Origin of the sequence: Candidatus Poriferisocius sp. (genome assembly GCF_965208475.1) — a bacterium.
GTDB lineage: Bacteria > Actinomycetota > Acidimicrobiia > Acidimicrobiales > Bin134 > Poriferisocius.
On the sequence record NZ_OZ242338.1, the window covers coordinates 1,835,860 to 1,859,402 of the forward strand.

Genomic DNA, 23,543 nt, shown 5'->3' on the forward strand with positions numbered 1-23,543 from the left:
GATTGATCTCAGCAGCCGCAAAGGTAACAGGAGGATCTGATGAAGGCAGACGCGCTGGACGCATTCCGGCTGGACGGCAAGGTCGCGGTTGTCACCGGAGCGGCCTCGGGCATCGGCGAGGCCACTGCGGAGCTGTTCGCCGCCGCCGGGGCCAAGGTGGTGTGCGGCGATTTGGACGGCGAGGGGGCCGAGTCCACCGCCAAGGCCATCCGCGAGGACGGGGGCGAGGCCACCGCCCAGGCCTGCAACGTGACCTCCCGTTCAGAGGTGGACGCCCTGGTGGAACGGGCGGTTTCGGCTTACGGCGGATTGGATATCATCGCCAATATCGCCGGCGCCATGTTCCCCGGCCTCATCGAGGACCTGTCCGACCAGGACATCGACCGGGGCATCGACCTCAACCTCAAAGGCGTGCTCTACGGCTGCCAGGCCGCCATCAGGGCCATGAAAGACGACGGCGGCGGGGTGATCCTCAACGTGTCGTCGGGCGCCATCGACCTAGCCTACGAGGGCATCGGCGTGTACGCCTTCACCAAAGCGGCGGTGGCCATGCTGGGCCGCACTCTGGCGCTGGAGGTGGGCCGCTACGGGATCCGGGTATGCACCCTGGCCCCCGGCAGCACGCTCACCAACTTCACCACCTGGCGCCTGCACAACGAGGACGGCACTTTGAACCAAGAGGCCTACGACGAGTTCTTGGACTACGCCCGAGACCTCTCCCCCATCGGCGCCCTCGGCGAAGCCCTAGACCAGGCCTACCTGATGCTCTACCTCGCCTCCGACGCCGGAAAATTCACTACCGGAAACATCTTCCGCTCCAACGGCGGCCAAACAACAACTTTCTAGAGCGGTTCTAGAGCGCTAACGCGGCGATCTCGGCAATCCCATCCCGGCAGTGGCGATGATGTCCCGCTGGACCTCGTTCACGCCACCGCCGAAGGTTCCCACTGGCGCACCCCGATAGGCGCGCTCCAGTTCCCCCGCGAGCACCGCTTCCGGCGCTCCCTTCACCAGGTATGACCGCTGGCCCAACACCTCCATGAGGGACTGGAACGACCTCACCTTCAGCTCCGTTCCGAACACCTTCATGGCCGAGGCGTCGGCCGGTTTCAGCTCGGTGTCCTCCAGGGCGGCGGCCACCTTCCAGTTGTACATCTTCAGCGCCTCGTTGCGGGCGTACACCTCGGCCAGGGCCAGGCGCACCCACTCCTGGTCGATCACCCGTCGCCCGTCGTCCAGGGTGGTGTGGCGGGCCCAGTCGACCACCCGGCGCAGCGGGCCGTCGATGTTGCCCGCCGGGGCCAGGCCCACCCGCTCGTGGTTTAGCTGGGCGGTGATGAGCTTCCAGCCCCCGTTCACCTCGCCGATGCGGGCCCAGTCGGGCACTTGCATGTCGTTGTAGTAGGTGGCGTTGGTGTGGCCCCCGCCCAACAGCCATATGGGGGTGTGGCTGAAACCGTCCAGGGTGGTGTCCACCGCGAAGATGGTGATGCCCTTGTGCTTGGGTACATCGGGGTCGGTGCGGGTGGCCAGCCACACCCAGTCGGCCTCGTGGCCCCCGGTGGTCCAGATCTTCTGGCCGTTGATGATCCACTCGTCGCCGTCGCGCACCGCCCTGGTCTTGAGCGAGGCCAGGTCGGTACCCGCAGTGGGCTCGGAGTAGCCGATGGCGAAGTGCAGCTCCCCGGCCAGGATCTTGGGCAGGAAGAACGCCTTCTGCTCATCGGTGCCGTACACGTTGAGGGCAGGCCCCACGGTGTTGAGGGTCACGAACGGCAGGGGCGCGCCGGCCCGGTTGGACTCCTCGAAGAAGATGAGCTGCTCCAGCGGGGTGTAGCCCTGCCCGCCCCACTCGGTGGGCCACCCCACCCCCAGCCAGCCGTCCTTGCCCATCTGGCGGACGGTCTCCTTGTACACCGGCCCCCCGTGCTCGCCGCCCAGGGCGTCGCGCCGCTCGGGCGTCATCAGGTTCTCGAAGTAATTGCGCAGGGTGGCTTGCAGCTCTAGCTGGCTGTCGGTGAGGGCAAGGAGCATCGACGGCAACCCTATTACTGTCGAATCTCCGAGCCTCAGCCGGGTGGGTCGGTCAGCCCCAGAGGGCGGGGCGGGTGCCGATCACCTGGGCTTCGGCTAGGCGGGCGATCTCGGCGTCGTCGAGGCCGAGCACGTCGCGCAGGATTTCCTCGTTGTGCTCTCCCAGAGTGGGGGCGGGGCGGCCCAAGCGGTGGTATTGGCCGTTGAACCGGCCGGGGAAGCTGGGGTACGGCACTGGGCCGACCACTACGTGGTCCATCCACTGCTGGTGGCCCCGGGCCGCGAGTTGGGGGTTTTCGATCGACTCTCGGCCGGTGATCACCGGAGCGGCGGGCACACCGGCGGCCAAGAGCTCATCTACCGCGTCGTCGCGCTCCCTATCGGCCGCCCAACCGCCGATGGCAGCGTCGATCTCATCGTGATGGGCATGGCGCTCGTCCCGGCTGGCCCACCCCGCCCAGTCTTGGCGCCCGATCAGAGCCGCCAGTGCGGGCCACTGGGCGTCGTCGTCCACCGAGATCACCACCCAGCGATCTTCACCGGTCGCAGCGTAGATGCCCTGGGGGGCGGCGTAGGGCGAGCGGTTGCCCTGGCGCTGGAGGAGGTGGCCGTAGGCGGTCCACTCGATCACCTGCTCGGCCGCCGCGTTCAGCCCGGCCTCGATGAGCGGCACCTCCACCAGCAGGCCCTCGCCGGTCTGGGCCCGGTGCTCCAGGGCCAGCAGAGCGGCGAACACCGCGTGCATCCCCCCGAGCTGGTCGCACATCCCCCGGGGCACCAGCGGGCGGCCGTCGGGATCGCCGGTGAGGAAGGCAAGGCCGCTGGCCTGCTCGATGGTCATGGCGAAGCCGGTGCGGTCGCGCCACGGCCCGGTCAGGCCGAAGGCCGGCATCCGCACCATGATGGCGGCGGGGTTGAGCCGGTGGACCTCCTGCCAGTCCAAACCGAAGTTCTCCACTACCCGGGGGGAATAGTTCTCGATCACGATGTCGGACATCTCCACCAGCCGCTTCACCTGGGCCAGTCCGTTGTCGCTCGACAGATCGAGCGTCACCGAGCGCTTGCCGGTGTTGGCCCCGTGGGTTACCGGGCTCCACTCCCAGAGGTCGTCGCGCTGGAGTCCGCTGGCAAAGCGCATCCCGTCGGGCCGCTGGATGGACTCCACCTTGACGACGTCGGCCCCCAGTGCCGAGAACAGACACGAGGCCACCGGACCGGCCCAGAACGTGGCCAGGTCGCACACCCTGAGCCCCGCCAGCGGCAGCGAGGGTTCCGTTCGGGGCGAGCCTCGGCTTTGCGCCGGTGCCGAACCGGCCCCTGCGACCAAGAGCTCCTCGTCGGCCTCGCCCAATGCGGGAGCGGGCTGCACTGGGCGGGGAGGTCGGCGGCTCAGCGAGTAGGGCACCCGGGGCTGGGTGAACCCGCCGGGGTTCTGAACATACACCCCTCGCTCGGCGAAATGATCGATCTGGGCCACCCGGCTGCCGTCGCCGATGGGGGCCACCGGCACCCGCATCAGGGTGGCCTTGTCCACGATCTCATCCACGGTGTGGGCCTGGGTATAGGCGGCGATGCGGGCCCACACCTCGTCTCGGTGGTCCATTCGCCCGTCACCGCTGGCCAAAGCGGGATCTTCGGCCATGTCGGGGTCGTCGATAACCACACAGAAGTCTTTGAACTGCTGGCCGGTGATGGTGCAAAAGCCCACCCAGCCGTCTTTGGCCGGCTCCACCGAGGGAATCTCGATGGAGCGGGTGGCCCCGGTGCGGGCATCGGAGGCGTAGGCCGCGTAGAGATGGGCGTACACCACGAAGCTGGTGGTCATGGCCTCATAGGCCGACACGTCCACGTGCTCGCCGGGAGTTTTCTCCCGCCGAGCGGCCATCACCGCAGCCAGACCCAGGGCGCCGGCGTTGGCGGCCACCAAGAACTCTCCCAGCTTGCCCCCCACGCCAATGGGCTTCTCGCCGGGAATGCCCCGGCTGTGGGTGGAGCCCACCCAGGCCTGGAGGGTGAACTCGTTGGCCGGACGGCGGTCCCAGGGCCCGCCCCGGCCCCACGGAGAAATAGACAGCAGCACCAACGCGGGGTTCTGCTCGGCCAGCTCGGCGTGGCCCAGGCCCATCGATTCCACAACTCCGGCGCCCAAGTCCTCCACCACCAGATCGGCGGTGGCGGCCAACTCCAGAAAGCGGCTTCGGCCCTGCGGGTCGTCCAAGTCGATAACCGCGCTGCGCTTGCCGGCGTTGAGGAACTGGAAGAAGGCACCGTCGCCGGCATCGCCTCCGGCCGGCGATCCCGATGCCGACCACAACCGCAGAGGGTCGCCGCCGGGAGGCTCAACTTTGACCACCTCGGCGCCGGCGTCGGCAAACAATTTCCCGGTGTAGGCCCCACCGATAGTACGGGTGACCTCCAGCACCCGCACCTGGTCGAGCACCGCCCCGTCAGGGGTGCCCAGCAGCTTGCCGCTCATCTCTGCGCCGGGGCCTCAGGGTCCGACCGGCAGCTAGCCGATGACGACCGGGTTGATGGGGCTGCCGGTGGCCCCGGTCACGTTCAGCGGTGACACGGTCATGAATCCCGCGTGGCATCCGTCGGCGGCCATCTCAGAGAAGTTCAAGAACTCCAGCATGTAGATGCCCGCGCCCACCAGCAGGATCTTGTGGACGGTGAGGAAGTCGTTCTCGTCGAACGGGATGACCTCGATGGCCGCGTTGTCGGACCCCACGGCCACCACGTCGTTGGCCATCAGCCATTCGGCCCCGTCGTTGTTGATGCCGGGCTGGGCGAAGGGCTGCTCGGCACCAGGGTCGGCGTTGATCGACCACCACATGTCGAGGTAGCCGGTGCGGATCAGCACGATGTCTCCCGCCCGCACCGGGGTGCCCTGGGCGTCGGCGCAGGCGGCCATGTCGGCACCGCTGATCGGGGTGCCGGCCTCCAGCCAGCCGTCGGCCCCGGTGTGGGCCACCATGTCGAGCAGCACAGCCCGTCCGGCGATGGCGCCCACCTTCTCGATGCCCAGCCGGGAGGCCCCGGTGTGGGTTTTCATGGCCTCCTTGGAGAAGCCGTTGTAGTGCTGGTCTTGGCCGTACACATGGCATAGGGCGTCCATGTGGCTGGTGGTGTGGGAGGCGAACACCAGAACGTCCTCGTGGGCCCCGGTGCCGGCGTGGCAGCCGTAAGCCTCGTAGATGCCCTCATCAGAGGCATTTTGGAGGGTGAGCCGCATCGGGGTGCCCCGGTAGTCCATGATGGGCACGCCCTGCGACGCGATGGGGATGCCCAGCGGATACACCTTGCCGGTGGTGATCGACGCACTGGCATCTCTAACCACCTCGGGGGTCAGCAAATTCAACGCCCCCCGCTCATCCTCGTCGCCCCATCTTCCCCAGTTGTTCTCTGCCATGGCGGAAACTCTAGTTTTCGGCGTCGGACCTTGACGAAGCCCACTGCTTTACCCGTAGCAAGAACGCGCCGCGAGCCGCTCGTCTCAGGTACTCGTATTGCTGCTCATAGAGGATTCCACCCGCGCCTTGTTCCAACGAGCGCAACAAGGCGGAATCCAGGTCAGCAGGAAGCAGAGGCTTTCCTTGCAAGACCGAAGCCACGTCATCGGGAGTCGCTCCGTCAAGCCATTCCCCGGCAAACCTTGCTGCTGCCGTTTGCACTGTCGGCATAGGATCACCGCCACTGCCGGGCGACTTGTTCCGCCGCACGTTCATCTCGACTCCGGGGCGGCTGCCAATAGCAGAGTCGCTGCTGGATTCAGTGGGTTTGTCTACTGTCGGCGAGCACTTGATAAAGAGTGCCAAGTCTTGCTTGGAGAGCGTCATCGCCTCATCAGCTTCATCGACAAGTTCCCTTGACTGGTTCCACCCATCGCCCACTGTGGACACTCCGACGAGGGTCACCCGCACGCCCATGTCTTGAGCAGCTTTCACGCCTTCCCTCAAATCCTCGTCTCCTGACAGCAGATAGGCATCGCTGATAGCCCGCTCGCGTGCCAATGTGGTGAGATCGCGATAGATGAGCGAGTCCACTCCCTTCTGCTGGTTTCGGGTGTTGAGGCGACCCAGCCGGAGCTTCACGTTGGACAGCGCCGCCATCCGCTGATGCTCGGGCGTTGGGAAAGCGTCTCGAGCCCCGTCATACCAGTAGGTTCGAAGCAGTGCCAGACCACAGGCCCGCTTCGCATGTTCGCATAGCCATTTGCTGAACTCCTCGGTGTTGAACTGAAAGTCCTTTCGGACCCAGCTACCGCAGCAGAGCTTCCCTCCTTCTGCGTAGAGATGGCCTGCGTCTACGAAAACCGCAAATCGGTCCATTTACCCTCGACCATGAGACAAAAATAGGGGACCCTTTCGGGTCCCCCTTCGACTCCTCAATTAGGAGCCATGCATGAATCTCCCCTCAGGAGGAGACACCTGATGCCTCAACCCATAGAACAGGGGGAGCCATCGGGATGCACAAAGCATAGCCCCCCATCACATTCTTGCAACGCCGAAACCTGCTATCAGGCTGATTTGTCGGGTGGCCTCATGCCCATGTCTGTCATGCGCCTCTCCAGCAGGGGCATCAGGCCGCCGAAGCCGGGTATGGGGCGGAGGCGGCGGTCGAGGTACAGGCCGATCATCAACAGCGTGAGTATCGACAGCCCCCAGTTCACCCCCAAGCGGATGAGCACGAACTCGTTGATCGAGGCGTGCCCGAGCAGCCAGGTGTCGAATCCGACGCTGGCCAACACAATCAAGGACACCGCGACGGAGATGCGGCGGGTTGCCGACCGATAGACGGGGTGGGACTTGGTGGCGCGGTCTATCGGCACCAGGAAGGGCAGGGCGTAGCCGACGCCGTTGCGCCTCATGGCCGCCGATGCCAGCAGGGCCAGCGCAGCCAGACCCTTGGCAGAGATGCCGATGCCGAAGTACACCTCCTCGCTGTCGTAGATGATGCCCAGCGTGCCCCGGATCAGCAGGTACACCACGACGACGGGCATCACCCGGCCGAGCGGCAGACCCCGGCGGTACCGGCTGATCTGGGCTTTGACAGCCCACAGCGTCATGGCCCCGATGGCCCAGACCAGCCCTCCCACGCTGTTGAGCACCAAGAACAGCACGATGGGCATGTACTGGTCGAACACGTCGGCCCGGGTGGGGGCCGAGGGGGTAGGCGGTGGGCAGGGTGTGTCGTCGGTCATGGGCAGGTCGGCTTACTAGGTGGCTGGACGGCCCTACCGGGACAGCGCGAACCAGGCTCGGGCGGCGTCGGCGTTGCCGAAAGTCTCCACGCCGGGGCCATCCAACCCGATGCGCTCCCACGACAGCAGCAGCAGATCGGTGCCGCCGGCCCGCACCGCGGCATCGCCCTTGGCGTGCTCGCGGCTCATCTTGATGCTGCCTCCGTCGTTGACCAGCAGCCACTCCCCTTCGCCGTCGGTGCGGTGCAGATGCAAGCTGGCGTCGGGCAGGGCCATGTTCCAGTTGGCGACCGCGAACGGCAGCACCACCTCGAAAAGCTCGCTAACCCCGTCGGCCGCCAAGTCGGAGTCGATCGGGCCGGGCTCCCCGAAGGCGGCCTGCGCATCCCAGCGGTGTACTGCGGTCTCATGGGCCATGCGCCGGAAGTAGAAGGCCATGGTGTTCTGGCCGGCCCAGCTCCACACCGCCTCGTCGGGATCGGCGCCGTCAAGCGCTTCCTGCACGAAGCGGTGCGCTTCCTCGAACCACCCCACGATGGCGGCGCCCTCGGGGGGACAGGGGATCTCGTCGGCGGGAATCATCTCGGTGGCCCGCTCGGCCACATGCCGCCCCACCGACCAGTACACCCGGCCGACGTGGGCCAACAGCTTGTGCATTGTCCAATCGGGACACGACGGCACCGCAGCATTGATGTCTCGCCTCCCGGCTTCGGCGATGGCCTCGCCGTCGGCCTTGAGGGCTTGCGTGTAGACGGCTCGGTCGATGCTCATGGCACGACGGTACCAACACCGGCCATATAGACCACTAGATTGAGGCCATGATCGAAGCCAATTGGGACGTGGACACCCTCCGGGTGTTTCTCCATATCCTGGGCGCGGCGGTGTGGGTGGGAGGCCAGGTGGTGGTGGCTGCCCTGGTGCCCGCACTCAGGCGGATCGGCCCCGAGGCCACCCAGGCGGCGGCTCAGCAGTTCGCCCGGGTGGCGTGGCCGTTCTTCGCCTTGGCCGTGCTGTCGGGCCTGTGGAACCTGCTCGAGGTGGACTTCGAAGACGCCGCCAACAGCTATCACATCACCCTCACCATAAAGCTGGTGCTGGTGGTGGCCACCGGTGTAGCCGCATGGCTGCACACCAAGGCCACCGACCGCCGCCGCATCGCCATGATGGGCTCGCTGTCGGGCCTGGCCTCGATCGGCGCCGTGCTGGTGGGCGTGGCCCTCTAGAGCCCCGACGCCCTCACCCACCCCGGTTTCAGAACTCGAAGTCTCCGAATATCTCAGGGACGGTGAGGTCGAACCCCACCTCGAAGGCGGCCCGAGCCCCGAACAGGGAGTCCATCGCGGCGCTGGCCATCTCGTAGGCGGCCCGGATCTCCACCAGGGCCGCCGAACCCACCACCGCTCGGGCCTCGATCAAGGCGTCGGCGGCCACCGCTCGGTTCTCAACCAGCAGGGAATCCACCGCGTCGCAGGCCACCTGGGCCCTGCGCCGAAACTCCTTGGCCTCGATGACCACGTCTCGGGCGGCGTCATAGATGTCGTCTGGGGTCTCGGAGTCGCTGAACGAATAGGCCAGGGCCGATGCCGAATGGACGTCGCCGGCGTGGCCACGGTCGCCGGCGGCGGCCTGGATCTCGAAGACGGTGGCGGTGGCGGCGGCCAAGTTGGTTCGGGCCTCGGCCAAGGCCCCCCACAGTTCGTCGGCTATCTCGGCGTTGTAGGCGGTGCGGGTAACCGCAAGGGTGGTCAACGCCGAGCGGAACTCGCCAATGGACTTGGCCCGGATGTCGTCGGCCACTGCGGCCTTCAAGTCGGCGGCCAGCGCGGTTTGCGCGGCGGCCAGCGACTCCTTCAGATAGGCGTGTCGGGCGTTGGCCAAAAGGATCAGCGCCTCATCAACCGCTCGATATGCCGACCGGGCCCCCGCCAGCACCGACAGGGTGTTGGCCATCTTGACGTAGCCGGCCTCGTCGGTGTCCAGATCAATCTCCCTTTCCCGCTCCTCCACCAGGGCAACCAGGGCTCGGGCCAGATGGCCGGAGAACACACTGTCTTCGTCTGCGCTCCCATCTGCGGCATTGGCGTCGCCGGCCCCCGCGCCCACGATGGCGCTGCTGGGGGTATCGGGCGCGGCGAAGGCCACAGTGACCTCCGACAGCGTGCTGCGGGCGGCATCGGCGTAAGCGGCAACCGTCCCCTTGGCCCTCAAAGCCTCGGCCATGGCCATCACCGCGGCCTTGTCGGCATCGTGGGCCGATGCGTCAGCCTCGTCATTCCAACCGGTGATGTCGGAGAAGAACCTGGCCCGCTGGGCCGCGTCAGCCGCCTCCCCGATATGAGCACAGGCACTGCGCAGGGCCTCGACCGCTCCGGCATAGTATCGGGAGTCGGTGACGACGCCTCCGGCGGAGCGCTCCATGCCTGCTTCCGGTTCAGCCATGGCCTACACGGTAGTTGGAACTGCCAAGAGATATGGGCAGAGCGAGGCGGCATCATGCTGTCTCCCATGCCGTCTGTTGGGCGCGCCACCCGAGGGGAGCCGAAATAGTACGGTTTGATCCAATCAGAAGCAGGGATGTGGGAGTGGGAACATGTCAGAAGCCTTGACCCCGGAGGAGATTGCTCGGAAGATCAAGCGGGCCGGCATCGGCAAGGCCAAGTTCGACTTCACCCAGACCTCCATTCTCGGGATCATGGCCGGGGCGTTCATCGCTCTCGGCGGCGTGTTCGCCCTCACCATCGCGGTCAGCCCGGAGTTGGGAACCGGGCCGGCCCGGCTGCTCATCGGGGCGGGCTTCTCGCTGGGGCTGTTCTTGGTGGTGGTTACCGGGTCGGAGCTGTTCACCGGCAACAACCTGATGGTGGCCAGCTTCTTCAGCCGCCGCATCAGCGGACCCGAGCTGACCCGCAACTGGGGGCTGGCTTTCGTGGCCAACCTCATCGGGGCACTGGTGATCGTGTTCTTGTTGTATTTCAGCCGGTGGTGGGCCCAGGGCGACTACTCGTTCTCGGTGCGGACCATCCAGATCGCCAACGACAAGGTCAACTTGTCGTTCGGCACCGCCTTTGTGCGGGGGCTGCTGGCCAACATGCTGGTGTGCCTGGCGGTGTGGATGGCGGTGGCGGGTCGCTCCCTGGTCGACAAGATGATCGGCATCTTGCTACCCATCACCGCCTTCGTGGCCGCCGGCTTCGAGCACAGCATCGCCAACATGTTCTTCCTGCCCCTGGGCTGGCTGGTGTCCGCCGACGCCGACGCCCTAGCCGCGGCCAGCCTCACCACCGAGCAGATCGACCGCCTGAACTTCGGCTGGATCCTGCACAACCTGGTGGCCGTGACCCTGGGCAACATCATCGGCGGCGCCCTCGTCGGCCTCGCCAACTGGACTGTTTACCTGCGCAGGCAGTAACGGCTATGCCGCTCGTGGCATCGTTCGTGCAGGAATACAGGTTATCACCTGTATTCTATGATTGACAGAACAGGTTTTGACCTGTAATCTTATACTTGTGCAGAACTCCGACCTGGCCCGCAACCGACTTGACGACCGCTTCAAGACTCTTCCCCCCTCAGGCAAGTTCACGCGTCCCCACAAAGGGTGGATCCGAGCAATCCGCGACGCTCTGGGCATGACCACCGGCGAATTGGCCTCCCGAATGGGAGTCCGCCAGCAGACCATCAGCGACATAGAACGCAGCGAACAGCACGACACCATCCAACTGAAAACCCTTGAGCGAGCGGCCCAAGCCATGAACTGCCGACTGGTCTACGCGCTCGTCCCCGACTCCACCCTCGAAGAAACCGTCAATGCTCAGGCAAGACGCAAGGCAATCCAGCACTTGGAGTCAGTTGCCCACCACAGCCGACTTGAGGACCAAGCGGTGGGCGACAATGAACTATCTACCCAAATCGACGAGTTGGCTGCTCTCCTCGCCAGCCGTCGCGGCCTGTGGGCCGAGCCGACCATTTCATCGTGACCGACGCCCTCCTGCCGATAGGTGACGGCCATACTGAACTGTCTCCTGAGGACCATGAAGGATTGATCCCGACCTATATCGCAACCCGCGGCGAGCTATTCGACGCTGAACAACGAAACATCTCCCAAGCGCTGCTCCGCCGCCCCCCACAAACAGAGGAACTGCTCGACGACAAATACCTCCGCGACCTGCATAACGCGATGTTCGGCCAAGTCTGGAATTGGGCGGGCCAATACCGAATGCGTGAAACGAACATCGGCATAGAACCAACCCAGATCGCCGTCGCCGTGCGCTCGCTCATCGACGACGTCACCTGGTGGATCGGTGCTGAAACATTCGAAATCGACGAAACCGCCGTGCGATTCCACCATCGTCTCGTTGCCATCCACCCGTTCCGCAACGGCAACGGACGTCATGGCCGTGTCGCCGCCGACTACCTTGCTCGCGCCCTTGGCACCGAGGCCTTCACCTGGGGCCGCTTGCTCAGACTTGCTACCAGCGACCTCCGACGGGCCTACCAGTCTGCATTGCAAGACGCCGATGCCGGAGAAATCAGCCAGCTTCTGATCTTTGCCCGAAGCTGATTCGCACATCGAAGACGCTGAGCGCCTAGCCAGAGTTACTCGAACTCCAACGATACGGCACCGAGGTTGGTGGCGTTCTCGGAGACGGTGCGTTGGGTGGATTCTTTGAAGCCGTCGGGGTTGGTGGCTCGGACTTCTAAGACGAGCTCGATCTCTGGGCCGAGGTGGGAGCTCACGTGGTCGGCGATCTCTCCTAGCTGCTTGATGCAGCGTACGGGGTCAAGGTTAAACTGGGCGTAGAACTGGGATGGGCCGGGGCTTGGTCCGGCGACCTGGAGTTCTGCCTGGGAAACGCCGGCTTGGACAGTCAGCGGTTGAGCATCGAGGGTGGCTTCCTCACTTGTCTCTGAGGGCACGGGTTCGGGCATACGGTCGGGGTGAACGAGTAGGCCGCTTGGGGTCGGGTTGACGTGCTGGCCGGTTTGGATGCCGACCCAGGTCGATCCATCGTGGGCCTCGGCGTAGGCGAATGTCTCCTGGGCCCAATCGGTGCTGGCCGTCCCCGCGCTGATGGCGGCGTCGAGTACCTGCGGCGACGACAGCCTGGGCATGTGGGGGTAGCGGGCGTAGACCTCGCGGAGCTTTCCGACCGTCACATCGCCCTGTTCTGTCCACAGGTCGCGCCGGTCGATGTCCATGCGCACCCGCACTCCGCTGTAGTTGGCGATGATCTTCTCCTCGGTGGCCAGCTTCTTGGACACCCGGGCGCCAATGTCCCCGCTGGTACCAACCCTGGTGGTCAGCCACACGATCTCCGAGGTGCCCGCCTCCTGGCTGGGGGTGATTACCTGGGTGAAGGTCTCCGAGATGAGGCTGTCCACTTGTTGGGAGATTTCTTTGACCTTGCTCTCGGCCTGGCCCTTCTGGTGGGGGGTCAAGTCGAGGGCCTCGTGTTCGTCGGCGATCGATCGCCAAGCCAAATGCAACCGGGCTGCGGCCCGCAGTTCGCTCAACCGGTTGGCCGCGGCCGCCGCGAATACCAGCAGATTGCGGTTAAGCCGGGGGCCTCCGTGTCTTTGGTCCAAGATGCTCTGAGCCAACGCCACTGCTGGTGAGTGCTCGTCATTGGCCGAATGGGTTGCGTCGGGGGCCAGCACAACGAGCCGCACGCCATCATCATCGTCGGGCACGTCGCCCGGTCCTTCGGCGAATACTTGTACCGCAGCGAAATCACCTCGATCGCGCTGGCCGGCAAGCCGGGCCTTGACCTCATCGTCAGCGTGATCGTCGGTGTAATTCGACGCCGCCCGGTCAGCGGCCATCCGGGTGACGTTGGGCTGGAGCGAGTACCAGTACTGGGCGCCGTCCACATATAGGTGGGTTGCCTCGCCCGACAGGCGCCGCAGCGCATCGGCAAACTGGCCCACCGGCTCGCCGGGTTGCACGCAGCCCAGCACCACTGATTTCAGATCCACTCCCCGCTTGCCGTCGGGCCGGGGCGCCGAGCCCATGTACACGGTCCGAGCCGCCCGTCTCGTGGCAGAGAGGCGTCCGAAGTGGGAAAACTCGTTGTCAATTCGCAGCGGCAGGGCGTTGGCCCCGTCCACATCAGATTTGATGACCGGGTCCCAGGCTTCTGCCAGGTACTTCTTCATCTCGCTCACCAGCGCGCCCGAGTCCATCGGCAGGTTGCCCGGCATGATCAGCAGCGACTGGTCGCCCCGCTGCCAGAGCTGGGAGATGGCCAGCGCCATGAGCCGCAGCACGCCGCGGGTGCGCTGGAACTTGTCGAGTGCCGACCAGTCGTCGAACAGCCGGTCGAACAGCTCGGGATGGATCGGATAGGACATCTCCATCCGCTTGCGGTATTCGGCCTCCCCCACTCCCGAGGGGTACTCCTTGCCCTGGTCGCGGTACATGTCGCTGAAGGCTCGGATGACCCCGTCGCGCACTTTGGCCTTCTCGATAGGAACTGGGTCGAACAGGCGCCGGCGAACGATCTCGAAGGACTCATCGGGCGACGCCGGCTGCCACTGGGCGGCTTTGCGGGTGACCACGTTCTTCAGCTTCTCCAGCGCCGTGCGACCCCGCTCGCCGCCCACCTCGATGTCGGAAGCGGGAATCGACACCAGCACCACCACATTGGGCACAGCCGCCGCTGCCTCGGTGAGCGCCTGGGCGAAGGTGAACTGGGTGTCGAAGTCGCCCCCCACAAGGCGGGGCCCGTCGCCGCCGTCGCGCAGTTGCCGGGCGTAGGCCACCCACTCGTCGATCAGCACCACCGCCGGGCCGCACTGCTCAAACAGCGTCCGCATGGCTGCTCCCGGATTGGTCCCCGCCTCATCGTCAGCCCTTACCAACTCGTAGGCGTCCCGGCCCCCCAATTGGTAGGCCATCTGGCCCCACAGCGTGTGCAGCACCACGCCGTCTTCAACCTGTTCGGGTTTCGACGGAGAAACCATCTGGCCGACCAGCACGGCCCGAGACACCTCATCGGGCAACAGCAGCCCTTCCTCGGTGAGCATCTCACCGACGCCGGGCAAGTCCTTGGCCGGCACACCCGACGCCAAGTGGTAAAGGGCGATCAAGCAGTGGGTCTTGCCGCCGCCGAAGTTGGTCTGAAGCTCGATCACCGGATCGCCGCCGCTCCCCGACAACCGCCGTGTGGCCCCAACCAACAGGTCCCCCAATCCTTGGGTGATATAGGTGCGGGCGAAGAACTCTCTCGGGTCCTGGTACTCCGGCTCGGCGTTGCCTTGGAGCACCTCGTATAGGTCGGCGGCGAACTCGGCTTGCTCGAAGTTCCCCTGGGCCACATCGGTATGCGGCGTGATGATGTCGCGCCACGGGGTCAACCCCGCCGTGGGGTGGCCCTCGGTGGGCTTGGCCGCCGTCTTGCGCCGTTGGGCCCGCGACTCCTCATCCACCATCTGGCGCATCAGGTCGCGGCGCAAATCCCGGATCTGCTGGCGCTCGTCCAGGTTGCCAAACGCCTCCAGCAGCCGCTCCATCGAGTCGAGCGCCCGTACCGTGTCGTCGGTGGACAGCGCCTGCTGGTGCGCCCAGCTGTTGCGTGCGTCGGCCACCTCGAAAACCAGCGCCCTCACCGCGGGCGGGAAGCCGTGGCCGAACACCTCGCTCCAAGTGGCCTTCATCCCCTTGAAGAGAAAAGCCGCGTCGTCAACCGAGGGGCTGCGCTCCGGCGTGTGCAGCCGTCCGTTCACCGAATCGAGCCAGCCGTCGCCGTAGAACCCCCGCCAAGTGTCCTCGCACTTCGGCCGCAGCCCATCGCGCAGCAGATCGAGCGCCCTGGAAATGCGCTCCGTGTTGGCCATCACCATGTTCGCTGCGCTCCCCTGCAATGTGTAGCTGCCACGTAGGCAAAGCTATTGGCTTGCAGTGACAGTTTTAGATTCGGCTTTAGATTCGGCATGCGGATCAGCTTGCAGGCGAGAATTCGAAATCAGTTTCTGAGCACAGGGTTGAGATGTTTGGGCTGCCAGGTGGTTGAACCATTGTCGGGGAACGCCTCTGGTGGCGGCACCACGCTGTGTCTACCGGTTCGGGAGTCGGTCTCAACTAGGAATTGGCGCTCGTGGATGTCGTGGTGGCAGTCGTTGCACACGGTGACCAGGTTGGGGTAATCGGTTTTGCCGCCGTTCTTCCAGTGCTGGATGTGGTGGTAGAAGCTGCGGTTGGCGTCAGACCCACACCCCACGCAGGCCTTGTCTCTAACCATCAAGGCGATGCGCTGGGCATCTGAAGCGCAGCGGCGACGCCGGCCAAGCCACAAATCCTGGGTTCTGGCGTTGAACACTGCCGGGAAGATGTCAGCGTCGCACGCCAACTTCACGAGTTCCTTGGCTGGAAGCGGGGTGCCGTCGCAAATGCGGGCGTCGACTAGCTCCTTGTGAGCAACGTCGTAATCGGCTACGAGAACCAAGGCGATGCCGCTGGCCTTGCCTTTCTCGGGATGCAGGACCACCTCTGCGAGTGCGTCCGCCAAACGCTGCTGGGGGGTGCGGCGCGACTTGGGATCCTCTCCACGCCACAGCTCCCGCTCTTTCTCCGTCACAACTCCGGCAAAATGCGCGCCGGTGAGCAAATCGAACTCGGCGTTGAGCACGTACATATCGGTTTCAGGATTCTTGAACAAACGAGCACGGCGGTGCTTCCGCTGCCGATCGAACGCTGACTCGCCGTCATCGCCCGACAGCTCGTGCTGCTGCCTTTTGACCGTCTTTGAGAACTCGTCGAAGCTCTGCGTCCTAGCCGCATCCAATAGCTCCTCTTCCAAGATCGGCCCCTCAGACGACGCCCGAGCAATCAGCCGCGCATGATCGGCAGGAATCTGACCCGAAGCCAGGGCATCAGATGTCTCCGCCAGCTTGGACATCCGCTCAGCCGCCTTCACATCACGATGAGCCGCAGCCGGAGACGAGCGCAGTACCTCACGGGCTACCCGCTTCGCCCCGGCAGTATCGTGGCGGCGCGACAACTCGGCCAACGCCTCTGACCGCAGCGACTCCAACCTCGACCCAGCCTCGCCCAAAACGCCCAGCCGCCGCCGCAAGCCGTCATCAGACAAGCCGGCCACGTCCATACGGTCGACGCAGACCGCGGCCCCGCAACCGCCGTCAACCGGGCTACCGACCCCGGTTTGGCCTGCTAGAGCAGATGAGAACTCCATGCATGTACTCTACCAACTGCCGGTGACAATTGCCCTACGAATATAGCCTCTGAACAGGGAATATATTCAGATTTTCCAGTATTTCATAGGGTCGCCGGTTGGGCGTTTTATCTTGACATGACCAAATGAGGGTTGCCCCCCGCTGTTGGGCAGCTCTGATTGCGAGAGGCATTGGGCCAGCCAAGCTGCTGGAGTCCGATTTGCTCACACGCTGCTGAGGGAGCAGGCCGTCCGCTCGGGTATTGAGGTATGAGTATTTTCATTGATTTTCATGCTGCGGACTGATAGAAGTGGGCCTGTGTTGGATCGCAAAGACACGGTGAGCGACATCCAGGCGCTTACCGAAGAGGAAAAGAACGAGATCCGAGACGAGTGGGCCGACTACGTACCCGACCCCATAGTCATCTCAGAGGTCCGCAAACAAGAGCTCCGCAAAGAACTTGACCGGTACCTCGCCGAGCTCTTTGAAGAGATCGGGGAGCCATCCCCCGAGGAGATGGCCCGCGCCGAAGCCTGGTGGCGACCCATCGAGGAACACCTAAAGAAGAAGAACAGACGTTGAACACCCTCGTCTTGGACTCCGGGGCAGTCACTAGCCTGGCGCGTCGAGCAGGTTCTTTGAGGGCGAAGGCTGGCCGCGGCTCTGCCGTTGACGCGGTGGTAGTCGCCATGGCCGAACCCGGAGGGACTGTCTTCACCAGCGACATCAAGGATCTCAAGGCCCTAGCCGCCTACGCCCACGATGTCAGCGTCTTCGACATGTCGCAGTAAGGCAAGACCCGCTCGACCACTGGCCCGTATAACTGCACGTCCCAGGCGTTGCAAGTACCTGGCATCAAGACGCATGTGCTACCAGAGCAGTGTCGGCAGCCTCGACGAGTACTCCTCGTTCGTGTCGACGAGCAATCCTTCTGTAGACACCGCTCACAGCTCGAGCGCAGCAAGGAAGTCCTCTGCTTCCTCTTCGGAAATGGAGTGGTCCTGAAGAACTTCGATCCGGTCGATAGCGCTGACTCCCTGGGACTCGGCCAATTCCTCCAAGGATTGAGACATCCAAAAGTTCTCAAGATCCGGCATCAGCGGTCTACCCCTTCAAGCAGATGGGCGAGGTCAGACACATAAACCTCGCCGAGCCTGGCATTGTCCCCGGTGAGACGCAGAACAAGCCTAGCAGTCGTGTTACCCGCCGGCCGGGGCCGCTTTTGGCACCTAGTCCCCTATCCTTACAGCGATGTGGTTTGGTCTATCGGGCGATCGGGGAGTGGAGGTTCCCGACAAGCTGATCTCGGCCCATTCCGATGGGCGCTTGGTGCTGTTTGTGGGAGCGGGGGCGTCGGTGGACTCCCCGTCGGACTTGCCGATGTTTCAGGGGCTGGCCGAGCGGGTGTGCGAGGAAAGCCAGGAGCCTCCGCCCGTGCATGGCGTCGCTCTCGACAAAGTGCTGGGCGACTTGAAAAGGAAGGGCGTGGATGTCCACCAGAGGGTCAAGGACATCATCGGGAACCCTGGCTCAGAGCCCAACGACCTGCACAGGGCCATTGCCGGCTTGGCATCAGGCGAGAAGCATCGAATCGTGACCACCAACTACGACCGCCACCTGTCCACCTGCCTGAAGGAGCATCTGGGCGACGACTTCGACGAGTACCCCTCCTTGGCGTTCCCCCAGCGGGATGGCTTCACCGGCATCGTGTACCTGCACGGCTCGGTCAAAGAGCCCGCCAAGCATCTGGTGGTCACCGACGCCGACTTCGGGAAGGCGTATCTGGAAGCGCCGTGGACCGCGGCCCAGTTCCTGAGCGGGGTGTTCCAAAGCTCCACCGTGCTGTTCATCGGCTACCCGCCGGAGGGCTCCAGGTGACCATTCTCGTCGTCCGGGTGTTCCAAAGCTCCACCGTGCTGTTCATCGGCTACAGCCACGACGACACCCTCATGGAGTATCTGGCCCGCTCACTGCCTGCCGAGAAGACGAGCAGGTTTGCCCTGTGCTGCCAGGAGGAGGCCGACAGCGATCTCTGGCGGCAGCGGGGAATCGAGCCCATCAACTATGGCACCCACAAGGTGCTTCCCGAACTGCTTCGGAAGTGGGCTAAGCGCGCCCAAATGGGAATCCTTGACCACCGCCGGCGAGTTGAGGCCATCCTTCGAGGGTTGCCGCCGCTGTCGCGCGAAGATGAGTCGTACCTTCAAGAAGCAGTGAGTATCCCCGAGCGCCTGCGCTTTTTCACCGAGAGCGCCCGTGGAGCGGCGTGGCTCAGATGGGCGGCAGACCTGCCCGAATTCCAGAGCATCTTCGACCTCCGAGCCGAACTCCGGCCGAATGACCTCTGGATTCAATGGTTCGTTGAGCATTACGCAGTGGGCGACGACCCTGAGTTGCGCCAAGAGGCTTTGTCCGTCTTCCTCCACCACTGGGGCAGTTTCAGTCCCAGCCTCTGGACGGAGGTGGCATGGTCGGCTGGCAGGCCCCTGAAAGACGGAGGAGATGCCGCCAGGGACGCCAAAAGGTGGCTGCCTCTGTTGATCCAGCATGTTCCTGAAGGCGGCAAGCAACGCCTGGAATGGCTGCTCGACGATCTCGGTCCCGAGCGCGACCAGCACGCAATGCTGCTCCTTCTCGACAAGTTGCTTGAGCCTCAACCAGTTTGGTCTCTATACGCGTATTTTGGGAAAGAAGCAAGACTGGAACCCAGCCTCGATGGAGACTCCTGGACTCTCTGGAATTACTGGAGCAACAGCCTGCGTCCCAACTTGTCAGACGAGACGCTTGCGTCAAGCGTGGCTGTGATTCTCGATCGGCATCTACGTGCCGCCCACATGATCGCTGCGTCAAATGGCGACACCAACCGAGAGTGGGTGGGGCTCAGCTATTCCAGAAGCGCCGTTGAAGACCATGAGCAGGACGAGGCATCTCGACACGAGAGAATCGGACTTCTGATCGACATGGCAAGAGACACGATGGAGGCGTTGCTTCAACATCGCCCGGAACTTGCCGAGCACTACATGCGTTCGTGGGACAACACGCAGATGCCGGTGCTTCGGCGGGTGGCCATCCACGGATGGGCGGAGCGCCAAGATGTCGCCGCCGACGAAAAGATCGCCAAGTTGTGCAGCTCAGATTGGGTGTCTGATGGCCTCTTGAGGCATGAGGCGATGAGGCTGGCTGCTGTTGCCCTGCCAGACGCGTCGCTAAAACGCATCGACAACCTGGTCGATCACGTCGAAGCTGGGTTGCAGGAGGGGGATGAGCGCTCCGAATGGCGGGCCTATGTGTGGCTTGGATGGATCGCTCAACACGCACCATCGGCGACGGCCGCCGAACAAGCGTTGGCTGCCATTCAGGCGAGACATCCCGAGTGGGCTCCGTCTGACCACCCAGACTTCTTGAGCTGGGGTTGGTCGGAGACGGTAGTGCCGTCAAATCTGGGCAGCCCCGAAGACCTGCGCCAAAGGATCGAAGACGACCCCGCAGCAGCCGTCAGGCACCTGTTGAGCTTCCCCAGGAATGAGGATGCCCAGTGGGATGAACCAAGGTGGTGGGATGCTCTTGGCTGGTTGCACGGCACATTGGAGGAGCACCCCGCGGTTGGAATCAAGATCATCGACGTGCTCACAGGCGTGGATGCACCTGACGATCCCCCTGCCTGCGAGGAACTGGCGAAAGCAGCATTCGGGGCGTGGACTAAGGCTGATCTCGATGATGCCCTCAGCCAGGCCGCCACTGAGAGGCTCCCGGCCATTTGGGCCACAGGCACCGCTCGATGGACAAGGGATACCGGCATCACAGAAAGCAACAACGGCCCGCTGAATCACGCAATCAACCGCTGGGCTGGATATCTGGCTGATGTCGTACTGGGCTTGGTGCATCGGGAATACCAAGTTGCCGGAGAAGGCTGGACCGGATTGACCGGTCCGACCAAAGCCGTTATGGAAGCAATGGCCGACGGGAGCAACCAGGCCTCGCGACACGCTCAGGTGGTGCTGACCAGCAGGCTCGGTCTTCTATTCGCCATCGACGAGCAGTGGTGCCGCGGCACTGTACTTCCCCTGGTCGATCCGAAGATCAACCTAGACCGTGCTATCCGTTGCTGGGACGGCTATCTGATGGGAGGAATCGGGCCAGCAAGGCTGCTGGAATCCGATTTACTCCCCCATTATGCAGCCATGGCCCAGCATCTAGGAGCCGGAAGCGAGAACTACAACAGGCTCTACGCCCAACGCTTGGCCGAAGTGGCGCTGTTCTCCGGCATCAACCCCATGGAACATGGCTGGCTCGACCAATTCACGGCTGCTGCCAGCGGAGAAGGCCGTGTCGAGTGGATTCGCTGCGTCTCCTCTGCGCTGTCCCGTCTTTCGAGTAGCGATGCCGACGGCCAGTGGGACGCGTGGATGTGCCAGTACTGGAGCGATCGGCTAGCCAGTAAACCCCGAGCCCTAACCGACGAAGAGGCCACTGCCCTGGCCGACTGGACGGTAAGCCTCGGAAGCCGGTTCCCCGAAGCGGTGGATCTTGCCTGCGAGCACAGGGCATCGGTTGCAGAACACTCGAAGGTGATTATCAGGCTATGCCGCCCCAACGATCAGCCGGAGCGGATTGACCACCTCGAAACGCACCCCGAGCCCACCGCCCGACTCCTAGCCCACCTGCTCTCTAACACCGAGACAACCTCGTACCAGCGACAGACGCTGGGAGGCAAGGCCCTAAGCGAGATGATCCCCGACCTCCTTAGCCGCCTGAGCCCAGAACTGGTCCGCTCACTGAGGGAGCAAGCCGTTCGCCTGGGTATTGAGGTACTGACCGGACCCCGTTTTTTGGTCCATCTGTTATGAGAGTTTGTTTGGGTTGTTTTTCGCCCATTGGTCTGCGTATTCGGCTGGTGTGAGCATGCCGAGCGCGGAGTGGGGGCGGTAGTAGTTGTAGTCGTCTCTCCAGTCGGCGACAAGTACTTGGGCCTCCAGGAGGCTGTCGAATTGCTCGATGGCCAGCAGCTCGTCGCGCATTCGGCTGCCGTAGGACTCGACCCACGGGTTCTGCCAGGGCGACCCGGGCTCGATGTAGCTGGTCTTTGTGCTGGTGAACCGGCACCAGTCCCGCAGCGCGTTCGCGGTGAGCTCGGGCCCGTTGTCGCACCGGAGGAACTCCGGGCCCCGGCCCCTGGCGGAGGTGGCCTTGTCCAAGCAGGCCACCGTGGCGTCGGCGTCGATGCTGTGGTCGACGACGTCGGCGAGCGACTCGCGGGTGAACTCGTCTAGGACGTGCAGGATCTTGATCTTGCGGCCTGCGGCGGTGACGTCGAACTGGTAGTCCAGCGCCCACACGTGGTCGGGGCGCTCGGCTTTGAGCAGGCCGGCTTCGGCGTCGGAGTCGCCCGTGCGCTGGCGCTTGCGCTTTTTGGGCGGGACCCGCAGGCCCTCCTCGCGCCAGATGCGCTGGATTTTCTTGCGGTTCACCGCCCACCCCCGCCGCTGCAAGACTGCGTGCGCCCGCCGGTATCCCCATCGGGAGTGGTTCTTCGCGAACTCGCGCAGCTCGGCCCGCAGAGCCCGGTCCGGGTCCGCCGCAGCCGGCTCGTAGCGCTGCGTGGAGCGGTGCTGTCCGACGATCTGACAAGCCCGCCGCTGCGACACCCCGAGCCGCTCCTGGAGCAGCTCGACGGCTCTGCGCCGCTGCGGCGGGCCTACCATTTTGGGCTCTTCGCGTGGAAGCGGGGACTGGGGTGTTTGTGGGGGTCCGCCACTGGGTAGGGGGCCTCGCCGATTCTTGTGACTGACACAGTCCAAGAGTCAGGAGGCCCCTGGTGGTTCAAGATAGTTCAGCGGTTGAGTTCGGCGCGCTCGGGTTGGAGGTGACCGGCGTTGAAGAGGTGGGCGGCGAGGTGGTTGTGCGGGTCCAGTCCCCGGACGGCCAGGCGGTGTTCTGCGATGGTTGCGGGCGCCGGGCCCGCTCCAAGGGGCGGCGGGAGGTGGTGTTGAGGGACGCTCCTTTCAGCGGCGGGCGCCCGCAGCAGGTGGTGTGGAACAAGCGGGTCTGGGTGTGCCCCGACGCCCACTGCGCGAAGGGGTCTTGGACCGAGCGGTCCGAGCTGGCGGGGCCGCGGCGGGTATTGACCGAAAGAGCCGCGAGGTGGGCTGTGGGCAGGCTGGCAGCTGTGGAGGGGTCGGTGGCGTCTTTGGCCCGCCAGCTCGGTGTCGCCTGGCACACGATGTGGTCCCACATCGCCTCTGCCGCCGAGCAGGCTGCGGCCAGCAGCAGACGGGTTGGGCCGGTTGCCAAGCTCGGATTCGACGAGACGGTGATGGCCTCGGCCTCGCGGCGCCGCCGCCGCCGGTTCATCACCGCCGCGGTTGATGCCGACACCGGGCGGGTCGTCGACGTGTTCGAGGGCCGAGACTCCGCTGACCTCCGTAAATGGGTGTCCAAGCAGGCGCGGGAATGGGTACGGGCCGTCGAGGTGGTTTGCATCGACCCCCACGAGGGCTACCGCAGCGCCATCAGGTCGCTGCGCGGTGATCGCCTGCGGGCCGGCACCCAGATCGCGGTGGATCCGTTCCACGTCGTGCGCTTGGCGAACCAGGCTGTTGACCGGTGCCGCCGCCGCACCCAAAACGACACAACCGGCCACCGGGGCCGCAAAGGCGACCCCCTCTACGGGGCCCGCAAACTGCTGTTGACGGGCCAAGAGCGCCTCGATGCCACCGGCTGGGACCGGCTGCGAGCAGCCCTCGACGCGGGCGACCCCTACGACGAGGTCGCCGACTGCTGGGAGGCCAAAGAAAAAGTCCGGGCCGTGTTCAAAACCGCCGGCCCCGACCAAGCCGCCGCCCGGCTAGATGACGCAATCTCCTGGTGCCAAGCCCCCGAAGCGGCCCCCGAGCTGCACCGCCTCGCCCGCACCCTCAAAAGCTGGCAAACAGAAATCCACACCAGCATCGCAACCCGAGCCCACAACGGGCGAACCGAAGCAGCCAACGCCAAAATCAAAGACATAAAACGCTCAGCCAGAGGCTTCCGCAACTTCACCAACTACCGGCTCAGAATCCTGCTGGCAGCCGGACAAAAACCACGCGAAACTCAACCCGCCACAAAAATCAGAACCCGACGTCCCAGCTTCAACGCGTAG

21 protein-coding genes are annotated in these 23,543 nt (G+C 64.5%); 10 read left to right on the plus strand and 11 right to left on the minus strand.

Going from position 1 to position 23,543, the window contains the following annotated elements; all coding sequences use genetic code 11:
• Window positions 1-39 precede the first annotated feature (39 nt).
• A complete protein-coding gene (locus tag ACOGXA_RS08610) occupies window positions 40-846 on the plus strand; it encodes an SDR family NAD(P)-dependent oxidoreductase (RefSeq protein WP_419926849.1) in 807 nt (268 codons plus the stop codon).
• Window positions 847-861: 15 nt separating this feature from the next.
• Here ACOGXA_RS08610 and ACOGXA_RS08615 read toward each other — a convergent pair whose 3' ends face one another.
• The 6 genes from ACOGXA_RS08615 to ACOGXA_RS08640 all read right to left on the minus strand — a co-directional run bounded on the left by ACOGXA_RS08615 (window position 862) and on the right by ACOGXA_RS08640 (window position 8,008).
• A complete protein-coding gene (locus ACOGXA_RS08615) occupies window positions 862-2,034 on the minus strand; it encodes an acyl-CoA dehydrogenase family protein (protein WP_419926850.1) in 1,173 nt (390 codons plus the stop codon).
• A 52-nt stretch (window positions 2,035-2,086) separates the two neighbouring features.
• Entirely contained in the window at window positions 2,087-4,510 is a 2,424-nt protein-coding gene (locus ACOGXA_RS08620; RefSeq protein ID WP_419926851.1) for a CaiB/BaiF CoA transferase family protein, read from the minus strand.
• 33 nt (window positions 4,511-4,543) lie between these two features.
• Window positions 4,544-5,446 (minus strand): cyclase family protein, encoded by a 903-nt coding sequence (locus tag ACOGXA_RS08625; protein WP_419926852.1) that lies wholly within the window; start codon window positions 5,444-5,446, stop codon window positions 4,544-4,546.
• A 10-nt stretch (window positions 5,447-5,456) separates the two neighbouring features.
• Window positions 5,457-6,365 (minus strand): NYN domain-containing protein, encoded by a 909-nt coding sequence (locus tag ACOGXA_RS08630; RefSeq protein WP_419926853.1) that lies wholly within the window; start codon window positions 6,363-6,365, stop codon window positions 5,457-5,459.
• A 188-nt stretch (window positions 6,366-6,553) separates the two neighbouring features.
• Window positions 6,554-7,237, minus strand: coding sequence for a hypothetical protein (locus ACOGXA_RS08635; RefSeq protein ID WP_419926854.1), 684 nt, complete (start codon window positions 7,235-7,237; stop codon window positions 6,554-6,556).
• A gap of 33 nt (window positions 7,238-7,270) precedes the next feature.
• Window positions 7,271-8,008 carry a maleylpyruvate isomerase family mycothiol-dependent enzyme gene (locus ACOGXA_RS08640; protein ID WP_419926855.1) on the minus strand — a complete coding sequence of 246 codons (738 nt, stop codon included), beginning with the start codon at window positions 8,006-8,008 and terminating at the stop codon, window positions 7,271-7,273.
• A gap of 47 nt (window positions 8,009-8,055) precedes the next feature.
• On the opposite strand from ACOGXA_RS08640, the gene ACOGXA_RS08645 reads away from it, so the two are divergent.
• Entirely contained in the window at window positions 8,056-8,460 is a 405-nt protein-coding gene (locus tag ACOGXA_RS08645; protein WP_419926856.1) for a CopD family protein, read from the plus strand.
• A gap of 28 nt (window positions 8,461-8,488) precedes the next feature.
• Here the strand turns inward: ACOGXA_RS08645 and ACOGXA_RS08650 are convergent, their stop codons facing one another.
• A complete protein-coding gene (locus ACOGXA_RS08650; protein ID WP_419926857.1) occupies window positions 8,489-9,676 on the minus strand; it encodes a hypothetical protein in 1,188 nt (395 codons plus the stop codon).
• A gap of 151 nt (window positions 9,677-9,827) precedes the next feature.
• On the opposite strand from ACOGXA_RS08650, the gene ACOGXA_RS08655 reads away from it, so the two are divergent.
• The 3 genes from ACOGXA_RS08655 (at window position 9,828) to ACOGXA_RS08665 (ending at window position 11,795) form a co-directional block, all read left to right on the plus strand.
• Window positions 9,828-10,646 (plus strand): formate/nitrite transporter family protein, encoded by an 819-nt coding sequence (locus ACOGXA_RS08655; protein ID WP_419926858.1) that lies wholly within the window; start codon window positions 9,828-9,830, stop codon window positions 10,644-10,646.
• Between the two features lie 97 nt (window positions 10,647-10,743).
• Entirely contained in the window at window positions 10,744-11,211 is a 468-nt protein-coding gene (locus tag ACOGXA_RS08660) for a mobile mystery protein A (RefSeq protein WP_419926859.1), read from the plus strand.
• The gene (locus ACOGXA_RS08665; RefSeq protein WP_419926860.1) at window positions 11,208-11,795 is read left to right on the plus strand and encodes a mobile mystery protein B; all 588 of its coding nucleotides are present in this window, start codon (window positions 11,208-11,210) and stop codon (window positions 11,793-11,795) included. The genes ACOGXA_RS08660 and ACOGXA_RS08665 overlap by 4 nt, the downstream gene beginning before the upstream one ends.
• Window positions 11,796-11,830: 35 nt before the next feature.
• Here the strand turns inward: ACOGXA_RS08665 and ACOGXA_RS08670 are convergent, their stop codons facing one another.
• Both ACOGXA_RS08670 and ACOGXA_RS08675 read right to left on the minus strand, forming a co-directional pair.
• The gene (locus tag ACOGXA_RS08670; RefSeq protein WP_419926861.1) at window positions 11,831-15,070 is read right to left on the minus strand and encodes a DUF499 domain-containing protein; all 3,240 of its coding nucleotides are present in this window, start codon (window positions 15,068-15,070) and stop codon (window positions 11,831-11,833) included.
• A gap of 128 nt (window positions 15,071-15,198) precedes the next feature.
• On the minus strand, window positions 15,199-16,425 hold the full coding sequence (locus ACOGXA_RS08675; protein WP_419926862.1) for a DUF222 domain-containing protein: 1,227 nt from the start codon (window positions 16,423-16,425) through the stop codon (window positions 15,199-15,201).
• A 298-nt stretch (window positions 16,426-16,723) separates the two neighbouring features.
• On the opposite strand from ACOGXA_RS08675, the gene ACOGXA_RS08680 reads away from it, so the two are divergent.
• Both ACOGXA_RS08680 and ACOGXA_RS08685 read left to right on the plus strand, forming a co-directional pair.
• On the plus strand, window positions 16,724-16,987 hold the full coding sequence (locus ACOGXA_RS08680; RefSeq protein WP_419926863.1) for a hypothetical protein: 264 nt from the start codon (window positions 16,724-16,726) through the stop codon (window positions 16,985-16,987).
• Between the two features lie 56 nt (window positions 16,988-17,043).
• The gene (locus ACOGXA_RS08685) at window positions 17,044-17,196 is read left to right on the plus strand and encodes a hypothetical protein (protein ID WP_419926864.1); all 153 of its coding nucleotides are present in this window, start codon (window positions 17,044-17,046) and stop codon (window positions 17,194-17,196) included.
• Between the two features lie 153 nt (window positions 17,197-17,349).
• On the opposite strand, the gene ACOGXA_RS08690 is transcribed toward ACOGXA_RS08685, so the two are convergent.
• Window positions 17,350-17,478, minus strand: coding sequence for a hypothetical protein (locus ACOGXA_RS08690; RefSeq protein ID WP_419926865.1), 129 nt, complete (start codon window positions 17,476-17,478; stop codon window positions 17,350-17,352).
• Window positions 17,479-17,656: 178 nt separating this feature from the next.
• Between ACOGXA_RS08690 and ACOGXA_RS08695 the strand changes: the two genes are divergently transcribed.
• Together ACOGXA_RS08695 and ACOGXA_RS08700 are read left to right on the plus strand one after the other, a co-directional pair.
• The gene (locus ACOGXA_RS08695; protein WP_419926866.1) at window positions 17,657-18,283 is read left to right on the plus strand and encodes an SIR2 family protein; all 627 of its coding nucleotides are present in this window, start codon (window positions 17,657-17,659) and stop codon (window positions 18,281-18,283) included.
• Window positions 18,280-21,252 (plus strand): DUF4020 domain-containing protein, encoded by a 2,973-nt coding sequence (locus ACOGXA_RS08700; RefSeq protein WP_419926867.1) that lies wholly within the window; start codon window positions 18,280-18,282, stop codon window positions 21,250-21,252. Before ACOGXA_RS08695 ends, ACOGXA_RS08700 begins: the two co-directional genes overlap by 4 nt.
• Here ACOGXA_RS08700 and ACOGXA_RS08705 read toward each other — a convergent pair.
• A complete protein-coding gene (locus tag ACOGXA_RS08705; protein WP_419926868.1) occupies window positions 21,247-22,107 on the minus strand; it encodes an IS3 family transposase in 861 nt (286 codons plus the stop codon). The genes ACOGXA_RS08700 and ACOGXA_RS08705 overlap by 6 nt on opposite strands.
• Before the next feature lie 113 nt (window positions 22,108-22,220).
• Here ACOGXA_RS08705 and ACOGXA_RS08710 point away from each other — a divergent pair, with 113 nt between their 5' ends.
• A complete protein-coding gene (locus tag ACOGXA_RS08710) occupies window positions 22,221-23,543 on the plus strand; it encodes an ISL3 family transposase (protein ID WP_419923858.1) in 1,323 nt (440 codons plus the stop codon).